The organism is Comamonas sp. UBA7840, assembly GCF_002501455.1.
Classification (GTDB): Bacteria; Pseudomonadota; Gammaproteobacteria; order Burkholderiales; family Burkholderiaceae_C; genus Comamonas; species Comamonas jiangduensis.
The window spans coordinates 66,616-82,223 of the sequence record NZ_DLTI01000015.1 but is presented as its reverse complement, the minus strand read 5'-3'; the positions used below and the strand labels follow the sequence as shown (position 1 = coordinate 82,223).

The following is a 15,608-nucleotide window of genomic DNA, read 5'->3' as shown; positions in this document are numbered from 1 at the left end:
ATCCCCATCTCCATAAAAATAGCTGCCAGCGCTTATCCAATCAGCATCTCCAATAGTTTTCACATCGAAAGCTATATTTAACCTGCGCTAGCTGCTACTTTTTTATGGATTACTTACCCTTCACACCCAGCAGTTCCACCTCAAAATTCAGCGTGGCATTGGGTGGAATCACGCCACCTGCACCACGGCTGCCGTAGGCGATGCTGGCGGGGCAAGTCAGTTTGGCTTTGCCGCCCACTTTCATTTTCTGCACGCCTTCGGTCCAGCAGGGAATGACGCCATTCAGGGGAAAGTCGATGGGCTGGCCACGGGCGATGGAGCTGTCAAACTCTTTGCCGCTTTCGGGGAACCAGCCGCGGTAATGCACCCGCACGGTATCGGTGGCTTTGGGCTGGGCGCCGCTACCCTCCTTGATCGCTTCATAGACCAAACCACTGGCCGTGGTTTCAGGTGCTGCGTGTACGCTGCCCAGTGCCAGCACGCTGGCGGCAGCCAAAACAAACCATTGCTTCATCATCGGAACGCTTTCATTCAATCATCAACCAGGGATCACGCCTTGGCAGGTGCCACACCGATGGCATCGAGGGCAGCACGCACATGGCCCACCGTGCGATCCACGTTATGCCATTTTTCCAGTCCAAACAGCCCGATGCGGAAGGTCTGGAAGTCCGCACCTTCATCGCACTGCAGGGGCACACCGGACGCGGTCTGCAAGCCCACCTCCAGGAACTTCTTGCCGCTTTGGATGCCCGGATCGGTGGTGTAGCTGACCACCACGCCGGGGGCCTTGAAGCCTTCGGCGGCCACGCTGGGAAAGCCGCGTGACTCCAGCAGCGCACGCACCTTGGTGCCCAGCTCGATCTGCTCCTGGCGCACCTTGTCGAACCCATAGGCGCGGGTCTCCAGCATCACGTCGCGCAGGCGCACCAGCGCATCGGTCGGCATGGTGGTGTGGTAGGCGTGCTGGCCCTTCTCGTAGCCCTCGGCAATCTGCATCCACTTCTTCAGGTCGCAGGAGAAGCTGGAGCTTTGCGTGCCGTCGATGGCCTGGCGGGCGCGTTCGGACAGCATCACCATGGCGCAGCAAGGCGAGCTGCTCCAGCCCTTTTGCGGCGCGCTGATCAGCACGTCCACACCGGTCTTGACCATGTCCACCCACATCGCGCCGGAGGCCACGCAGTCCAGCACCATCAGGGCACCCACCTCGTGTGCCGCATCGCTGATGGTGCGGATGTAGTCGTCGGGCAGCAAGATGCCGCTGGCGGTTTCCACGTGCGGGGCAAACACCACCTTGGGCTTTTCGGCGCGGATGGTCGCAGCCACGTCTTGCGCGGCGCATGGCGCCCACGGGTCGTGGCTGCCGGCACCTTGCTTGCGCGCCTTGCAGACCACCGCACCGCCGCCCAAGCCGAAGTTGCCGACCTCAAAAATCTGCGTCCAGCGGTAGCTGAACCAGCCGTTGCGCACGATCAGCACCTTCTGCCCGTTGGCGAACTGGCGCGCCACGGCCTCCATGCCGAAGGTGCCGCTGCCCGGCACCAGCACAGCCGTGTGGGCATGGTAGACCTCTTTGAGCGTGCCCAGAATGTCTTGCACTACGCCGGTAAAGCGTTTGGACATGTGGTTGAGCGCGCGGTCGGTGTAGACCACCGAGAATTCCAGCAGTCCATCGGGATCGATATCGGGCAAAAGTCCAGGCATGGTTTCTCCAAAATTTAATAAGGCCGCGATGCGGCCTGTTTGCTATAAAAATCAGCTTAGCACGGCACTTTTTGCAGCGCGAGCAAGCTCGTGACTTTGGTATACCCCGCATATGCCGATGCGTATGTCGATGCGTATGCCGCTTGTGCCATATCAAAGACCGTTTCTCAGGCTGGACACCTGCAGCCTCAGGCCTGGCTGCTGTAGTCGCGGGCTCCAAAAATACCACTGCCCACACGCACCATGGTGCTGCCTGCGGCAATCGCCATCTGCATATCTGCAGTCATGCCCAAGCTCACCGTATCCCACTGCTCCAACCCCACGATCCCCGCAGCGCGAATACGGTCAAACACGGCCACCACCTTGCGGTGGACGGCCAGCATGGCATCGTGTGAGGGTTGCGGATCAGGAATACTCATCACCCCGCGCAGTTGCAGTCTGGGCAGCGCCGCAATGCACTGCGCCAGCGCCAGCGCCTCCTCGGGGGAGCAGCCCGATTTGGTCTCCCCACCATCCACATTCACCTGAATGCACACTTGCAGCGGTGCCAAATGCTCAGGCCGCTGTGCATCCAGCCGCTGGGCAATTTTTTCGCGATCCACGGTATGCACCCAGTCAAAGTGCTGGGCGACCAGTTTGGTCTTGTTGCTTTGAATCGGGCCAATGCAGTGCCACTGCAAAGGAGGTACATCGGGCATTGCCTGCACGGCGGCGATTTTTTCCACCCCTTCCTGGATGTAGTTTTCGCCAAATGCGCGCTGCCCCGCCAAGGCGGCCTCGCGCACCGCCTCTGCGGGAAATGTTTTGGATACCGCCAGCAAAGTCACTTCTGTGGGCTGCCTGCCGCACTTTTGACATGCATCGGTAATCTGAGCGCGAACGCTTTGGAGCTTGCTGGCAATCGTGGTCATAATCTTTCGAAGCGTACCAAACCAACCAGCTACTTCCATCAAGTTGCCCTCAAGAGGCACTGCATTGAGGTGGCATTCGAGAGGGAGATCTGTTGTGGACATCACCACCCTGCTGGCTTTTAGCGTTAAGAACAAGGCGTCCGACCTGCACCTCTCCGCAGGTCTGCCTCCCATGATTCGGGTGCACGGTGATGTGCGCCGCATCAATGTAGAGCCACTGGATCACAAAGCCGTGCACGCCATGGTCTACGACATCATGAACGACGGCCAGCGCAAGGCCTATGAAGAAAACCTGGAGGTCGACTTCTCCTTCGAGATTGCAGGCCTGGCACGTTTTCGTGTCAACGCTTTCAACCAATACCGCGGCGCAGCAGCTGTTTTCCGTACCATTCCCAGCAAAGTTTTGACGCTTGAAGACTTGAACGCGCCCAAAATTTTTGCGGAACTGGCCATGAAACCACGCGGCTTGGTGCTCGTCACCGGCCCCACGGGATCGGGTAAATCGACCACCCTGGCCGCCATGGTGGACTATCTCAACCACAACGACCATGGCCACATCCTGACGGTGGAAGACCCCATCGAATTTGTACACGACTCCAAAAAATGCCTGGTCAACCAGCGTGAAGTGGGGCCCATGACCCATTCATTTGCCGCTGCCTTGCGCTCTGCACTGCGTGAAGACCCCGACTGCATCTTGGTGGGTGAAATGCGTGACCTGGAAACCATACGCCTGGCGATGACCGCCGCAGAAACCGGCCACTTGGTGTTTGGCACGCTGCACACCTCCAGCGCTGCCAAAACCATCGACCGTATCATCGACGTCTTCCCTGCCGAAGAAAAAGAAATGGTGCGCGCCATGCTGTCGGAGTCGCTGCAGGCAGTGATTTCGCAGACCCTGTGCAAAACCAAAGATGGCAATGGCCGCGTTGCAGCGCACGAGATCATGATTGGCACCAGCGCCATCCGCAACCTGATTCGCGAAGGCAAAGTGGCACAGATGTATTCGACCATCCAGACCAGCAGCAATGTGGGCATGCAGACGCTGGACCAGAACCTGACGGATTTGGTGCGCCGCAACCTCATCAGCGCGGCAGAGGCACGCAGCAAGGCCAAGTCACCGGAAAACTTCCCCGGTTGAGCCCCTACAGGTATTTGGAAAGAGCAATATGGAACGCGATCAGGCCAGTAAATTTATCAACGATCTGCTCAAGCTCATGGTCTCCCGCAAGGGCAGTGACTTGTTCATCACCGCAGAATTTCCGCCCGCCATCAAGGTCGACGGCAAGGTCACGCGCCTGATGGATCAGCCCTTGGTGGCTGCACATACTTTGTCGCTTGCGCGCTCCATCATGAGCGACAAGCAAGTCGCAGAGTTTGAGCGCACCAAGGAATGCAATTTTGCGATCTCGCCTGCAGGGATTGGCCGTTTTCGCGTGAACGCCTTCATTCAGCAAGGCCGTGTTGGCATGGTGCTGCGGACCATTCCGGCCAACATACCCACCATCGACGGCATGGGCCTGCCCCAGGTGCTCAAAGAAGTGGCCATGACCAAGCGGGGCCTGTGCATCTTTGTGGGCGCCACGGGCTCGGGCAAATCCACGTCGCTGGCAGCCATGGTGGACTGGCGCAACGAACACTCGCAAGGCCATATCGTGACGGTGGAAGACCCCATCGAGTTTGTGCACCCGCACAAAAACTGCATCATCACCCAGCGCGAAGTGGGGCTGGATACTGACAGCTGGGAAGCGGCATTGAAAAACTCTTTGCGCCAGGCGCCCGATGTGATCCTGATGGGCGAAATCCGCGACCGTGAAACCATGGAACACGCCATCGTGTTCTCGGAGACCGGTCACTTGTGCCTGGCCACCTTGCACGCCAACAGTGCCAACCAAGCGCTGGACCGCATCGTCAACTTTTTCCCGGAAGAGCGCCGTGAGCAGCTGCTCATGGACTTGTCGCTCAACCTGCGCGGCATGATTTCACAGCGCCTCTTGCCCAAAGAAGGCGGCACAGGGCGCGTGGCGGCGCTGGAGGTACTGCTCAACACCCCACTGATCTCTGACCTGATTGCCAAGGGTGATGTGGTGGAGATCAAGGAGATCATGAAAAAGAGCCGTGAACTGGGCATGCAGACTTTTGACCAGTCGCTGTTTGACCTGTACGAGAGCGGCGCGGTCATGTACGAAGACGCGCTACGCAATGCAGACTCCGTCAACGATTTGCGCCTGCAAATCAAGCTGCATAGCAAGCGGGCGCACAACATTGACCTTGCAGCCGGCACCGAGCACTTCCGCATCATGTAGGGCTTTAGCTGCGGCTTTCGCATAAAAAAATCCCGGTCAGTGCCGGGATTTTTTTATGCGGTTTGCACACTAAGTGTGATCAATTCTGCGCGGCAGGATCTTGCTCTACAGGCGCCTCGTCTTGGCGTGTGCGGTACGACGCCAGCTCTTCTTCAGAGACGTTTTCAAACACCCGCACCACCTTGCGCACATCGTTCACCCCGCGGGCAATTTCTGCCGCACGCTTGGCTTCACGGGGCGTCACAATGCCCATCAAATACACCACATTCATCTCCGTCACCACCTTGATGGTGTTGGCCTGCAAGTCCTTGGCATCCAAAATGCTGGCCTTGACCTTGCTGGTGATGAACGCATCTTTGCTGCGCTGGGTGATGGAAGAGATAAACGGCACCACCTCCAGCTCGTTGACCACGCTGCGCACATTCTCCACGCCTGCTACCGTGCGCTCAACCTCCGCCTTCACAGCCGCAGAGCGCACTTCCCCCGTGAGTAGCACCAAGCGATTAAAACTGGTCACGCTGACGCGTTCATCCTGCTTCACCACGGAACGGATCTGCGACGCTGCAGCTTGCTCAATGCGTGTGTCTTCCAGGTACATACCGGAAGTGCGACGGTCCGAGGCCACCAACGCTGTCGTGACTGCGCCCCCACCCACCAGCAACGGCACACACGCTGTCAGGCCTCCCATCAGCATTGCTGCAGCCACAACGGCCCAACCTGTTCGACGCCATTGCTCTTTCATTACATCTCCTGTTCGCCAAGTAATTGGGTATCCACACCATCGCACAAGCAGTTCAGCACCAAATCGTGCACTTCGCGCACGCGTGCTGGACGCTCATGCGGCACACAAATCAGCACATCCGTCTCGCGCATGCGACCTGCCAAAGCACCGCCGGTGTGGCCGGTCAGCGCCACCACCATCATGTCGCGTTCATGCGCTGCATCCACAGCCTCCACCATGCTGTTTTCTTGCCCACTGACCGAAATCAGCAGCAGCACATCACTGGCCTGCCCCAAAGCACGCACTTGCCGCGCCACATAATGGTTAGACAAGTTGGCAGCCCCCGAGAGCGAGCCCAGAAACCCGCTGTCTGACGTCAGGGCCACAGCCGCCAGCTCAGGGCGATCGCGTTCAAAGCCACTCACACACAGGCTGGCAAACATCTGTGCTTGGCTGGCAGAGGCACCAGAGCCGCAGGCCAAGATTTTTCCGCCGCCGGTAATACAGGCCAGCAAGGCCTGCACCGCCGCAGAAATTGGCAAGCTCAGTGACTGCGCAGACTGGTATTTCAAGTCTGCACTGTCGATGAAGTGTTGTTGGATTTGTTGCTCAAGCATGGGGTAGGAATGATACCTGCGTGCCTTATCGATTTTTGTAGCGTTCGGTTAACACTGCATAGGTGTGCATCCTGCAGGCAAAGTTCCTGCAACGTGCTGTAACCCATGGCACCAGCCCTCACCCCGCATCAAACGCGGCAGGCAGCCACTCGAGTTGCGCGCCATTCAGCAATACGGCATCAAAGCGGCATGCCTGCCCTGCCCCATGCTGCAGCAGCCAATGCTGGGCTGCCAGCACCACACGCTGGCGCTTGGCCGCATTGATGCTGCCGCCCGCCCCGCCAAAGCCGGTGCTGCTGCGGCTGCGCACCTCCACAAACACCACCGTGCCATTGCTTTCTTGCAGGATTAAGTCGATCTCGCCCCCTCCGCGCCCGGGCGTTCGATAATTGCGGGCAAGCAAACGCAGGCCTCGCGCCTGCAGATAGGCCAAAGCTTGGTCTTCAGCAGCTTGGCCACGTGCCGTGGTCGTGCCGCTGACGTCTGGTTGTGGCTTTTTCCCAAGGAAGAACATTGAGCGCCTCTTTCGCCTCGGCATTGACAGCAGCACGCGACGCGGCTGCCTCCCAAAATTATCCGCAAGGTGTGCTGTATGTGGTGGCTACGCCCATCGGCAATCTGGCTGATATCTCGCTGCGCAGCCTGCATGTGCTGCAAATGGTGGATGCGATTGCCTGCGAAGACACGCGCCACACCCAAGGCATGTTGCGCAGCTATGGGCTGGAGCGCCCCGGCCACCAACTGCTGGCCGTGCACCAGCACAACGAGGCAGAGGCCGCAGCCGGCATCATTGCCCGCCTGCAACAAGGCCAGCGCATTGCGTATGTGAGCGATGCGGGCACCCCCGGCGTCAGCGACCCCGGCGCGCGCCTGTGCGCGGCCTTGACCGCAGCAGGCCTGCGCTCCATGCCGCTGCCCGGCGCCAGCAGCATCACCAGTGCCATCAGCGTGGCGGGCTGTGTGCCGCCCGGGCACACCGATGGCGGCTTTGTATTTGCGGGCTTTTTGCCCACCAAGAACGCCGAGCGCCAAGCTGCCGTGCACAAGCTGGCTGCGGAGCCGCGCTGCACCGTGCTGCTGGAGGCGCCCCACCGCATCCAGGAAATGGCCAAGGCCTTGGCCGTGCTGGGTGCGCGTAAGGTGACGCTGGCGCGTGAAATCACCAAACAATTTGAACAAATCACCACGCACGCTGCCGTGGATGTGGCGGCCTGGCTGGATGCCGAAGCCAACCGCAGCAAAGGTGAGTTTGTGGTGGTCTTGCACCCGGTAGAGGTGCAGCAAGAAAACGGCGAAGCCGAACGGGTGCTGCGGCTGTTGCTGGCGGAGTTGCCGACCAAGACGGCCGTCAAGCTCACCGCGGAGATTACAGGCGGCAACCGCAACACCTTGTATGACCGGGCGCTGGAGATCAAGCGTGAGGGCGAAGACGCTTAAGCCTTGCGGCTTCCTGGGTTGTGCTGCTTCTTCGCTTGTGCTTCGCGTTTGATTACAGGGACCAGGTCTCGCACGGCGGGGCGACAAACCGGCGCAGCCCTCCCCCACACAGCACCCGTCCAAAAAGGCTTGAAACCTACCAAACGGTTTCAAGCCTTTTTAACCTGTATCGCTTATCCATCCAGCGCTTGCAGCTATGGTTTTAAGCGTAAGCCAAGCCCGAAGCCACGCCCCCAAACAAGTCCCCCTCCACCTGTGGCGTAGCCAGGAACGCCACCGCCAGCGCATCGCGCAGCGTCTGCAACGCGGACGAGCCCCCCGTCAAATACAGCGCCGTAATCTGCTCCTTGCGCAGCCCGGCGTTCGCCACACATTCCTGCGCACACTGCACCACATCCGCCAATTGCGCTTGCAGGTGCTGTGCCAAACCTTCAGGGGTGATTTGCGCGGCCAAACCAGCCTCAATCCAGCCCAGCTCCAGCCGTGCATCGGCAGCGGTGCTTGATGCCGTGATCTTGCCCTGCTCCACCGCATCGGCCAGGCGGTGCCCGGCCTGCGCTTCCAGCACACGCATCAGGCGGGCGTGCAAGTTGCGGTCGCTAAAGTCGCTGCGCAGGGCTTGCACCTCGCGCATGGATTTGGCGGTGTACAGCCACTGAATCAGGTGCCAGGTGGACAGGTCATAAAACACACGGCTGGGCACCTCACGCCCGCTGGGGCCGTGGTGGCCCAGGCCCAGCAAGGGCTGCACTTCGGCCACGTTCAGCTTGTAGTCAAAGTCTGTGCCGCCAATGTGCACGCCCGTGGTGGCCAGAATGTCTTGCGTGCGATCACGCTTGCCTGCGTGCTGCGGGCCCAAGCGCACCACGGTGAAGTCGGACGTACCGCCGCCGATGTCCACCACCAAAATGCATGCTTCTGCGCTCAGGCGCTGCTCATAGTCCAGCGCCGCCGCAATCGGCTCCAGCTGGAAGGCCACTTCCTTGAAACCTGCGGTATGCGCCGCCGCTTCCAGCGAAGCCTGCGCCTGCGCGTCGCGCTCGGGGTTGCCATCGACAAAATGCACGGGACGGCCCAGCACCACGCGCTCGGGCAGACCGCCCATGTGCTGCTGCGCTTGCGCCGCCAAATGCTGCAAGAACATGGCGATGATGTCTTGGTAACTCACCAGCTTGCCGTGCACGGCGGTTTTGTCTTGCAGCAAGCTGCTGCCCAGCAGGCTTTTGAGCGAGCGCATCAAACGCCCCTCTTCCCCCGCCAAATACTGCTGCATGGCATCGCGCCCATAGTGCGTGCTGCGGTCTTCGTAGTGGAAGAACAAGGCCGTGGGCATGGCAGCCGCCTTGCCCTCCAGGGGCACCAACTGCGCAGCCTGCCCGGCTGCGCGCCACGCCATGGCGGAGTTGGACGTGCCAAAGTCAATGCCCAAGGTGGTCTGGGGAAGCATCTGCATTCTGAAAACTCTCTACACTGGCAGCACCAAAAACAAGAGCTGCCAACGCTTGTGAAATAAGCTTTTCAGATACTTATCTATCTCAAAGCCTTCTTTGACTAGCGCTAGCAGCTTCTTTTTTTAAAAGCTGCCCTATCAAACAAAGGGGCGCCATTGTGTCAGCTTGGGGATGCCCTTGCAGCGCATCCATCAGCCACTTGGGTGGCGTGCAGGATGCAGCGCCAATCGCAGCCCACGGCCTGAAGCAGGCTTTCCTAAATTTCAGCGTATGGATGGACAATCCATCACCATGCGTACACCTTCACAGCCAACGACCCGTCAAAAAGCCAGTGTGCTTGAAGTTCTTCTGGTCTTTTTCCAGCTTGGTCTCACCTCTTTTGGCGGGCCTGCAGCCCATTTGGGCTATTTCCGCGAGGAGTTCGTCGGCCGACGCAAATGGCTCGACGACAAAAGCTACTCTGACCTGGTAGCGCTGTGCCAGTTCTTGCCTGGCCCGGCAAGCAGCCAAGTCGGCATGGCCTTGGGATTCGGGCAGCGTGGCTGGCTGGGAGCAATCGCTGCGTGGATAGGCTTTACCTTGCCTTCTGCTGTGGCACTGATTCTTTTTGCGCTGGGTATCTCCGAGTGGGAGGCGCTGGCGCAATCAGGCGCAATACATGGCCTCAAAATTGCCGCCGTTGCCATCGTTGCGCAAGCCGTCTGGGGCATGAGCAAGAGTTTGTGCCCGGACAAAACTCGTGCATGGATTGCGGTGATCGCCACCCTCATCGCTATTGCGCTGCCCTCATCGCTCGGCCAAATACTCGCCATTCTCATCGGGGGTGTGGCCGGGGTAAAGCTGGTGCGTGTGGATGCCCAGCCCCCTGCCCTGCCTCACCCAAATGTCAAGGGGAAGGCTACGGGTGTCGTGCTGCTGGGCGTTTTTAGCGCACTGCTATTTCTCTTGCCGCCAATCAGCTCCATGACGGGCTCACCTGTGTTGCAGGCATTCAGCGATTTTTACCAAGCCGGTGCCTTGGTGTTTGGGGGTGGGCATGTAGTGCTACCGTTGCTGCAAGCCAGCGTGGTGCCAACGGGCTTGGTTTCGAATGAAGCATTTCTTGCAGGCTACGGGGCGACACAAACCGTACCCGGCCCCTTGTTCACGTTTGCGGCGTATTTAGGCAGCATCATGCCGGCCCCCATGGGCGGCTGGATAGGTGGTTTGACGTTGCTGTTTGCCATCTTCCTGCCTGGCTTCTTGCTCGTCATGGCCGCGCTTCCTTACTGGGAGTCTCTGCGCCTGCGAGTGAGTGTGCAAAAAGCGATGGCGGGGGTGAACGCGGCTGTCGTCGGTATCTTGGCAGCCGCACTCTATGACCCCGTTTGGACCAGCGCGATTCAATCCAAGGCCGACTTTGGTGTGGCGCTCTTCGCGTTTGCACTCCTTGTTCATGCAAAGTTGTCGCCTGTTCTGGTGGTGCTTTTAACCGCCGCTGGAGGTTGGCTGCTGGCGCAATAAGGCAGCAATGTGGATGGCTGCTTGGGCGCAAGGCTGGGTGAAATGCGCTGAAGCCTTGCGCCAAGCAGCTGAATGGTCGCTGGACACAGACCCAAGGCAGGTACTGATAAGCCTTGCGCCCCACCTGTGTGGCACAGCTCTCATGTTTGCGGCGGTCTATTGGAACGCAGCGCTGTAAGCCCAAAGTGCACTCCGCCGGAGTGCTGCTCAGGCCTCTGCCGCCCCACACCCATCACAATAACAATAGCTACCTACGCTTACTCCACAAGCATTACACGCCAAAAATACACTTCAAAAAAAGCCACCCCAGAACACCGCCCGGAGTGGCTTCGATTGCAACGCCTGCAAAGAAGTTTTCAGTTCAGCGCAACCATTCCATCATGCGGCAGGCGCTGGCTCCAGTACACCGCCACCCAAGGCCTTGAACAGCGACACCTGCGCCAGCGCCTGCTGCAAAGCCGTTTGCACCTCCCCCAGCTCGGCACTCAGCAAGCTGCGCTGCGCATCAATCACGGTCAGATAGGCATCCACGCCCGCGTCATAACGCAGTTGGGCCAACTCCAGATACTGAGAAGAAGTTTTCACCAAACGCTGGCTGGCCTCTCGCTGATCGACGTAGGTGGTGCGCGCCGCCAAACCATCGGCCACTTCCTGGAAAGCAGTTTGGATGGCTTTTTCATACTGCGCCACACGCACGTCTTTTTGCAGCGTGGCGTAGTCCAAGCTGGCCTGCAGGCGGCCACCCGCAAACAAGGGAATGTTGATCTGCGGTGCAAAACTCCATGCCCCCGCGCCGCCCTTGAACAGGCCCGACAACTCGGTGCTGGCCGCGCCTGCGCTGGCGGTGAGCGAGATGCTGGGAAAAAACGCTGCGCGCGCAGCACCGATGTGGGCGTTGGCGGCTTTGAGTTGCTGCTCTGCCGCCAAGATGTCGGGGCGCTGGGCCAGCACCTGGGCGGGCAAGCCCACCGGCACATCGGCCAATTGCCAGTCTTGCGCGGGCAAAGCGGCGTGGCGCACGCGGGCGGGCAACTCGGTACCTACCAAGGTTTGCAGCGCGTTCAGGTCTTGCGCCACAGCGCGGGTGAGCTGGGCAAGCTGGGCACTGCCGCTGTCTACGGCGGCTTGCGCCTGGTGGCGCTGCAAGTCGGTGGCAATGCCGTGGTCGACCTGCGCCACGATCAGCTCCAGTGCTTGGTGATTGGCTGCCAGGGTGCGGCTGACCACGTCCAGCATTTGCTGGTCGGCCTGCCAGGTCAGCCATGCGCTGGCGACAGCAGCCACCAAACTCAGCTGGGTGGCCTTGTGTGTGCTGTCCATCGCCAGATATTGCTGCAAGGCCTGCTCATTCAGGCTTTGCACACGGCCAAACAAGTCCAGCTCGTACGACACCAGCCCCACGCCGCCGGTGTAGGTGCTGGCGGTGACGGCATCGGGTGCCTGGGCCACATCGGCCGGTGTGCGCTGGCGCGAGCCCGCCACTTGCGCACCGATGGTGGGTGCGCTGTCAGCCTTTTGGATGCGGTACAGGGCCTGGTAGGCCTGCACATTCAAGGCGGCAGCGCGCAAATCGCGGTTGTGCTCCAGCGTGAGCGCAATCACTTCACGCAGTGGGGCATTGCCAAAGACGGCTTGCCATTGCACGGGCGCAGCGGCAACGGCATCGGTGCTGGCAGCTGGAGTGCCTGCAGACACCGTCCAGTTTGCAGCGACAGGGGCCGCAGGGGTTTCATAGGTCGGGGCCATGGAGCAAGCGCTCAACAGCCCCGCCAGCGCCAAGGCGCCAGTCAGGGTGTGCAATTTCATGCGTGGGACTCCTCGCCGGAGGCATGGGTGGCTACGACAGGCGCAGGTGGGCTTTGGCGAAAACGCGCCACCACGCTGGCCACCACATAGAAGAACAAAGGCACAAAGAAGATGGCCAGGAAGGTGCCCGCCAAGGTACCGCCCACCACGCTGGTGCCAATCGAATGCTTGCTGCCGCTGGATGCGCCCGTGGCCAAAGCCAGTGGCACCACGCCCAAGACAAAGGCCATCGAGGTCATGATGATGGGGCGCAGACGCAGGCGGGCGGCTTCTACGGCGGCTTCAAACAATGGCTTGCCTTCTTGCTCATGCAGCTCCCGCGCAAACTCCACAATCAGGATGGCGTTTTTGGCCGCCAAGCCCATGGTGGTAATCATGCCAATCTGAAAGAACACGTCATTGGTCAACCCGCGGCCCAGCGTGGCCAGCACCGCGCCCAAAATACCCAGGGGCACGACCAGCATCACCGAGAAGGGAATCGACCAGCTCTCGTACAAAGCCGCCAAGCTCAGGAACACGATCAACATGGACAGCGCCATGATCCATGCGCTTTGGTTGCCGGCCTTGATTTCTTCGTACGACAACCCCGTCCACACCAAGTCCACGCCCGGAGGCAATTGCTGGGCCAGGCCTTCCACGATCTTCATGGCTTCACCCGTGCTCACGCCGGGCGCAGTGCCGCCCACGATTTGCACCGCCGAGACGCCGTTGTAGCGCTCCAGCTTGGCCGGGCCGTACACCCACTTGCCCGTGGCAAAGGTGCTGAAGGGCACCATCTTGCCGTCGCTATTGCGCACAAACCACTTGGCAAAGTCGTCCGGCCCCACGCGCGATGCGGCTTGGCCTTGCAGGAACACTTTCTTCACGCGACCACGGTCAATAAAGTCGTTGATGTAGGCCGATCCCCAGGCAATCGACATGGTGGCGTTGATGTCACTCAGGCTCAGCTTGAGCGCACGGGCCTTTTCCTCGTCGATTTCGATTTGGTACTGCGGCTCATCCGACAAGCCATTGGGGCGCACCATCGCCAGTTGCGGCGTTTGCGCCGCCATGCCCAGCAGTTGATTGCGCGCCTGCATCAGCACCTCGTGGCCGGCGCCGCCGTTGTCTTGCAAGAAAAAGTCAAAGCCCGTGGCATTGCCCAGCTCCACAATCGCCGGAGGAATAACAGGGATGACCATTGCATCGTTCAACTGACTGACAAAGCCCCAGGTGCGGCCATGCAATGCCTTCAGGTGCTGGTGTGCACTGGTGCGCTCTGTAAACGGCTTCAGCTCTACAAACAGCAGACCGGAGTTTTGCCCACGGCCCGCAAAGTTAAAGCCGTTCACGGCCATCACGCTGTTGACGGTGTCTTGCTCGTGCTCCAGCAAATGCTGGGTCACGGCTTGCAGCACCTGATCGGTGCGCGCGGCGGTGGCGTTCGGTGGCAGCTGCACTTGCACAAACAGCGTGCCCTGGTCTTCTTCGGGCAAGAAGGCCGTGGGAATGCGGGCAAACAAGGCCACCAGCGCAGCCAGCAGCAGCACATACACCAACAAGAAGAACTTGCTGCGCTTCAAGATGCCTTCCACGCCAATCGCATAGCCGCTGGCACCTGCGTTGAACACACGGTTGAACCATGCAAAAAACGGGGCGGGCTTTTTGCCCGGCACAGGTGCTTTCAAGATAGTGGCACACAGCGCGGGCGTAAATACCAAAGCCACCAACACCGACAGCGACATAGCCACCGCAATCGTGATGGCGAACTGGCGGTAAATCACACCGGTGGAGCCATCCATGAACGCCATCGGCACAAACACGGCGGAAATCACCACGCCAATACCGACCAGCGCGCCGGAGATCTGGCCCATGGATTTGAGGGTGGCCTCCTTGGGGGACAAGTGCTCGTCGTGCATCAAGCGCTCGACGTTTTCGACCACCACAATCGCATCGTCCACCAGCAGGCCAATTGCCAGCACCATGGCAAACATGGTCAGCAAGTTGATGGTGAAGCCCGCTGCCAACAGCACGCCGAAAGTGCCCAGCAACACCACAGGCACGGCCAGCGTAGGAATGAGGGTGGCGCGCACGCTCTGCAAAAACAGCAGCATGACCAGGAACACCAGCACAATCGCTTCGACCAGGGTGCTTACCACCGAGTCGATGGACACCTGCACCACCGGCGCAGTGTCATACGGGTAGACCACCTTCACGCCGGGCGGGAAGTTGGGCTCCAGGCTGGCAATCGTGGCACGCACAGCGGTTACGGCCTCCAGCACGTTGGCACCTGTCGCCAAGCGCAACGCCAAAGCCGCAGAAGGCTGGCCGTTGTACTTGCTGGAGATGGCCGTGAACTGGCCTCCCAGCGCTACATCGGCCACGTCTTTGAGGCGCACTTGCGCGCCATTGGGCTTGACCTTGAGCATGATTTCACGGAACTCATCCGCCGTTTTCATGCGCGTTTTGCCCAGCACCGTAGCTTGCAACTGCACCTGGTGATTGAGGGTGGGCAGCCCGCCCAGAGACCCTGCCGAGACCTGCACGTTCTGGGCTTGGACGGCAGCTATCACATCACTGGGGGTCAGTTGGTAGGCATTGAGCTTGGCCGGATCCAGCCAGATGCGCATGGCATAGGCCGAGCCGAACAAGGTGAAGTCACCCACGCCCTTGGTGCGCGAGACCGGGTCTTGGATGTTGGAGGCAATGTAGTCCGCCAAGTCTTCGCTGTTCATGGCGCCGTCTTCCGACACCAAGCCGGCCACCAGCATAAAGTTCATCTGATATTTGGCGACGCGAATGCCTTGCTGCTGCACTTCCTGCGGCAGCATGGGGGTGGCCAGATTCAGCTTGTTTTGCACCTGCACCTGGGCAATATCGGGGTCGGTGCCTTGTTCAAAGGTGACCACGATTTGCATGGAGCCGTCCGACTCACTGGACGAGGTGATGTAGCGCAGGTTATCCAGCCCGTTGAGCTGCTGCTCAATGACCTGCACCACCGTGTCTTGCACGGTTTGGGCGGAGGCGCCGGGGTAAGTGACCGAAATGGCAATCGCAGGCGGTGCCACATCGGGGTATTGGCTGACGGGCAAGGCCTTGATGGCCAAGGCACCTGCCAGCATCACCACCATTGCCAGCACCCAGGCAAAAATGGGGCGGTTGATAAAAAACTTGGACAT

At 60.0% G+C, this 15,608-nt stretch carries 13 protein-coding genes; 4 read left to right on the top strand and 9 right to left on the bottom strand.

The annotated features are described in order from the left end of the window. Positions 1–109: 109 nt before the first annotated feature. From B3R00_RS04190 to B3R00_RS04180, 3 genes are all read right to left on the bottom strand, one after another. Positions 110–514 carry an FKBP-type peptidyl-prolyl cis-trans isomerase gene (locus B3R00_RS04190; protein WP_286997609.1) on the bottom strand — a complete coding sequence of 135 codons (405 nt, stop codon included), beginning with the start codon at positions 512–514 and terminating at the stop codon, positions 110–112. 35 nt (positions 515–549) lie between these two features. After that, complete coding sequence (locus B3R00_RS04185; RefSeq protein ID WP_286997608.1) at positions 550–1,701, bottom strand: aminotransferase class V-fold PLP-dependent enzyme; 1,152 nt, start codon at positions 1,699–1,701, stop codon at positions 550–552. Between the two features lie 188 nt (positions 1,702–1,889). Beyond that, positions 1,890–2,612, bottom strand: a complete 723-nt coding sequence (locus B3R00_RS04180) for a YggS family pyridoxal phosphate-dependent enzyme (RefSeq protein WP_286997607.1) — start codon at positions 2,610–2,612, stop codon at positions 1,890–1,892. 94 nt (positions 2,613–2,706) lie between these two features. On the opposite strand from B3R00_RS04180, the gene B3R00_RS04175 reads away from it, so the two are divergent. Together B3R00_RS04175 and B3R00_RS04170 are read left to right on the top strand one after the other, a co-directional pair. Then, positions 2,707–3,750, top strand: coding sequence for a type IV pilus twitching motility protein PilT (locus B3R00_RS04175; RefSeq protein ID WP_174862365.1), 1,044 nt, complete (start codon positions 2,707–2,709; stop codon positions 3,748–3,750). 28 nt (positions 3,751–3,778) lie between these two features. Then, the gene (locus B3R00_RS04170) at positions 3,779–4,915 is read left to right on the top strand and encodes a PilT/PilU family type 4a pilus ATPase (RefSeq protein WP_286997606.1); all 1,137 of its coding nucleotides are present in this window, start codon (positions 3,779–3,781) and stop codon (positions 4,913–4,915) included. A 79-nt stretch (positions 4,916–4,994) separates the two neighbouring features. Here B3R00_RS04170 and B3R00_RS04165 read toward each other — a convergent pair whose 3' ends face one another. The 3 genes from B3R00_RS04165 to B3R00_RS04155 all read right to left on the bottom strand — a co-directional run bounded on the left by B3R00_RS04165 (position 4,995) and on the right by B3R00_RS04155 (position 6,767). Then, entirely contained in the window at positions 4,995–5,657 is a 663-nt protein-coding gene (locus B3R00_RS04165) for a BON domain-containing protein (protein ID WP_286997605.1), read from the bottom strand. Further along, on the bottom strand, positions 5,657–6,253 hold the full coding sequence (locus B3R00_RS04160; RefSeq protein ID WP_284213774.1) for an SIS domain-containing protein: 597 nt from the start codon (positions 6,251–6,253) through the stop codon (positions 5,657–5,659). The genes B3R00_RS04165 and B3R00_RS04160 overlap by 1 nt, the downstream gene beginning before the upstream one ends. Positions 6,254–6,371: 118 nt before the next feature. Continuing rightward, on the bottom strand, positions 6,372–6,767 hold the full coding sequence (locus B3R00_RS04155) for a YraN family protein (RefSeq protein WP_286997604.1): 396 nt from the start codon (positions 6,765–6,767) through the stop codon (positions 6,372–6,374). Between B3R00_RS04155 and rsmI the strand changes: the two genes are divergently transcribed. Beyond that, positions 6,767–7,690 carry a 16S rRNA (cytidine(1402)-2'-O)-methyltransferase gene (gene rsmI / locus B3R00_RS04150; RefSeq protein ID WP_286997603.1) on the top strand — a complete coding sequence of 308 codons (924 nt, stop codon included), beginning with the start codon at positions 6,767–6,769 and terminating at the stop codon, positions 7,688–7,690. The two genes, B3R00_RS04155 and rsmI, sit on opposite strands and share 1 nt — an antisense overlap. 202 nt (positions 7,691–7,892) lie before the next feature. On the opposite strand, the gene B3R00_RS04145 is transcribed toward rsmI, so the two are convergent. Then, a complete protein-coding gene (locus tag B3R00_RS04145; RefSeq protein WP_286997602.1) occupies positions 7,893–9,143 on the bottom strand; it encodes an Hsp70 family protein in 1,251 nt (416 codons plus the stop codon). Positions 9,144–9,432: 289 nt separating this feature from the next. Here B3R00_RS04145 and chrA point away from each other — a divergent pair, with 289 nt between their 5' ends. Next, positions 9,433–10,644: a chromate efflux transporter gene (gene chrA, locus B3R00_RS04140; RefSeq protein ID WP_286997601.1), complete on the top strand. Its 1,212-nt coding sequence runs from the start codon at positions 9,433–9,435 to the stop codon at positions 10,642–10,644. 378 nt (positions 10,645–11,022) lie between these two features. Here chrA and B3R00_RS04135 read toward each other — a convergent pair whose 3' ends face one another. Further along, positions 11,023–12,450 carry an efflux transporter outer membrane subunit gene (locus B3R00_RS04135; protein ID WP_286997600.1) on the bottom strand — a complete coding sequence of 476 codons (1,428 nt, stop codon included), beginning with the start codon at positions 12,448–12,450 and terminating at the stop codon, positions 11,023–11,025. Next, entirely contained in the window at positions 12,447–15,608 is a 3,162-nt protein-coding gene (locus B3R00_RS04130) for an efflux RND transporter permease subunit (RefSeq protein ID WP_286997599.1), read from the bottom strand. The genes B3R00_RS04135 and B3R00_RS04130 overlap by 4 nt, the downstream gene beginning before the upstream one ends.

What these genes read in the sequence shown, in the direction of transcription:
- B3R00_RS04190 (WP_286997609.1), bottom strand. Translation starts at nt 514, where the DNA reads ATGAAGCAATGGTTTGTTTTGGCTGCCGCCAGCGTGCTGGCACTGGGC.
- B3R00_RS04185 (WP_286997608.1), bottom strand. Translation starts at nt 1,701, where the DNA reads ATGCCTGGACTTTTGCCCGATATCGATCCCGATGGACTGCTGGAATTC.
- B3R00_RS04180 (WP_286997607.1), bottom strand. Translation starts at nt 2,612, where the DNA reads ATGACCACGATTGCCAGCAAGCTCCAAAGCGTTCGCGCTCAGATTACC.
- B3R00_RS04170 (WP_286997606.1), top strand. Translation starts at nt 3,779, where the DNA reads ATGGAACGCGATCAGGCCAGTAAATTTATCAACGATCTGCTCAAGCTC.
- B3R00_RS04165 (WP_286997605.1), bottom strand. Translation starts at nt 5,657, where the DNA reads ATGAAAGAGCAATGGCGTCGAACAGGTTGGGCCGTTGTGGCTGCAGCA.
- B3R00_RS04160 (WP_284213774.1), bottom strand. Translation starts at nt 6,253, where the DNA reads ATGCTTGAGCAACAAATCCAACAACACTTCATCGACAGTGCAGACTTG.
- B3R00_RS04155 (WP_286997604.1), bottom strand. Translation starts at nt 6,767, where the DNA reads ATGTTCTTCCTTGGGAAAAAGCCACAACCAGACGTCAGCGGCACGACC.
- B3R00_RS04145 (WP_286997602.1), bottom strand. Translation starts at nt 9,143, where the DNA reads ATGCAGATGCTTCCCCAGACCACCTTGGGCATTGACTTTGGCACGTCC.
- chrA (WP_286997601.1), top strand. Translation starts at nt 9,433, where the DNA reads ATGCGTACACCTTCACAGCCAACGACCCGTCAAAAAGCCAGTGTGCTT.
- B3R00_RS04135 (WP_286997600.1), bottom strand. Translation starts at nt 12,450, where the DNA reads ATGAAATTGCACACCCTGACTGGCGCCTTGGCGCTGGCGGGGCTGTTG.
- B3R00_RS04130 (WP_286997599.1), bottom strand. Translation starts at nt 15,608, where the DNA reads ATGTCCAAGTTTTTTATCAACCGCCCCATTTTTGCCTGGGTGCTGGCA.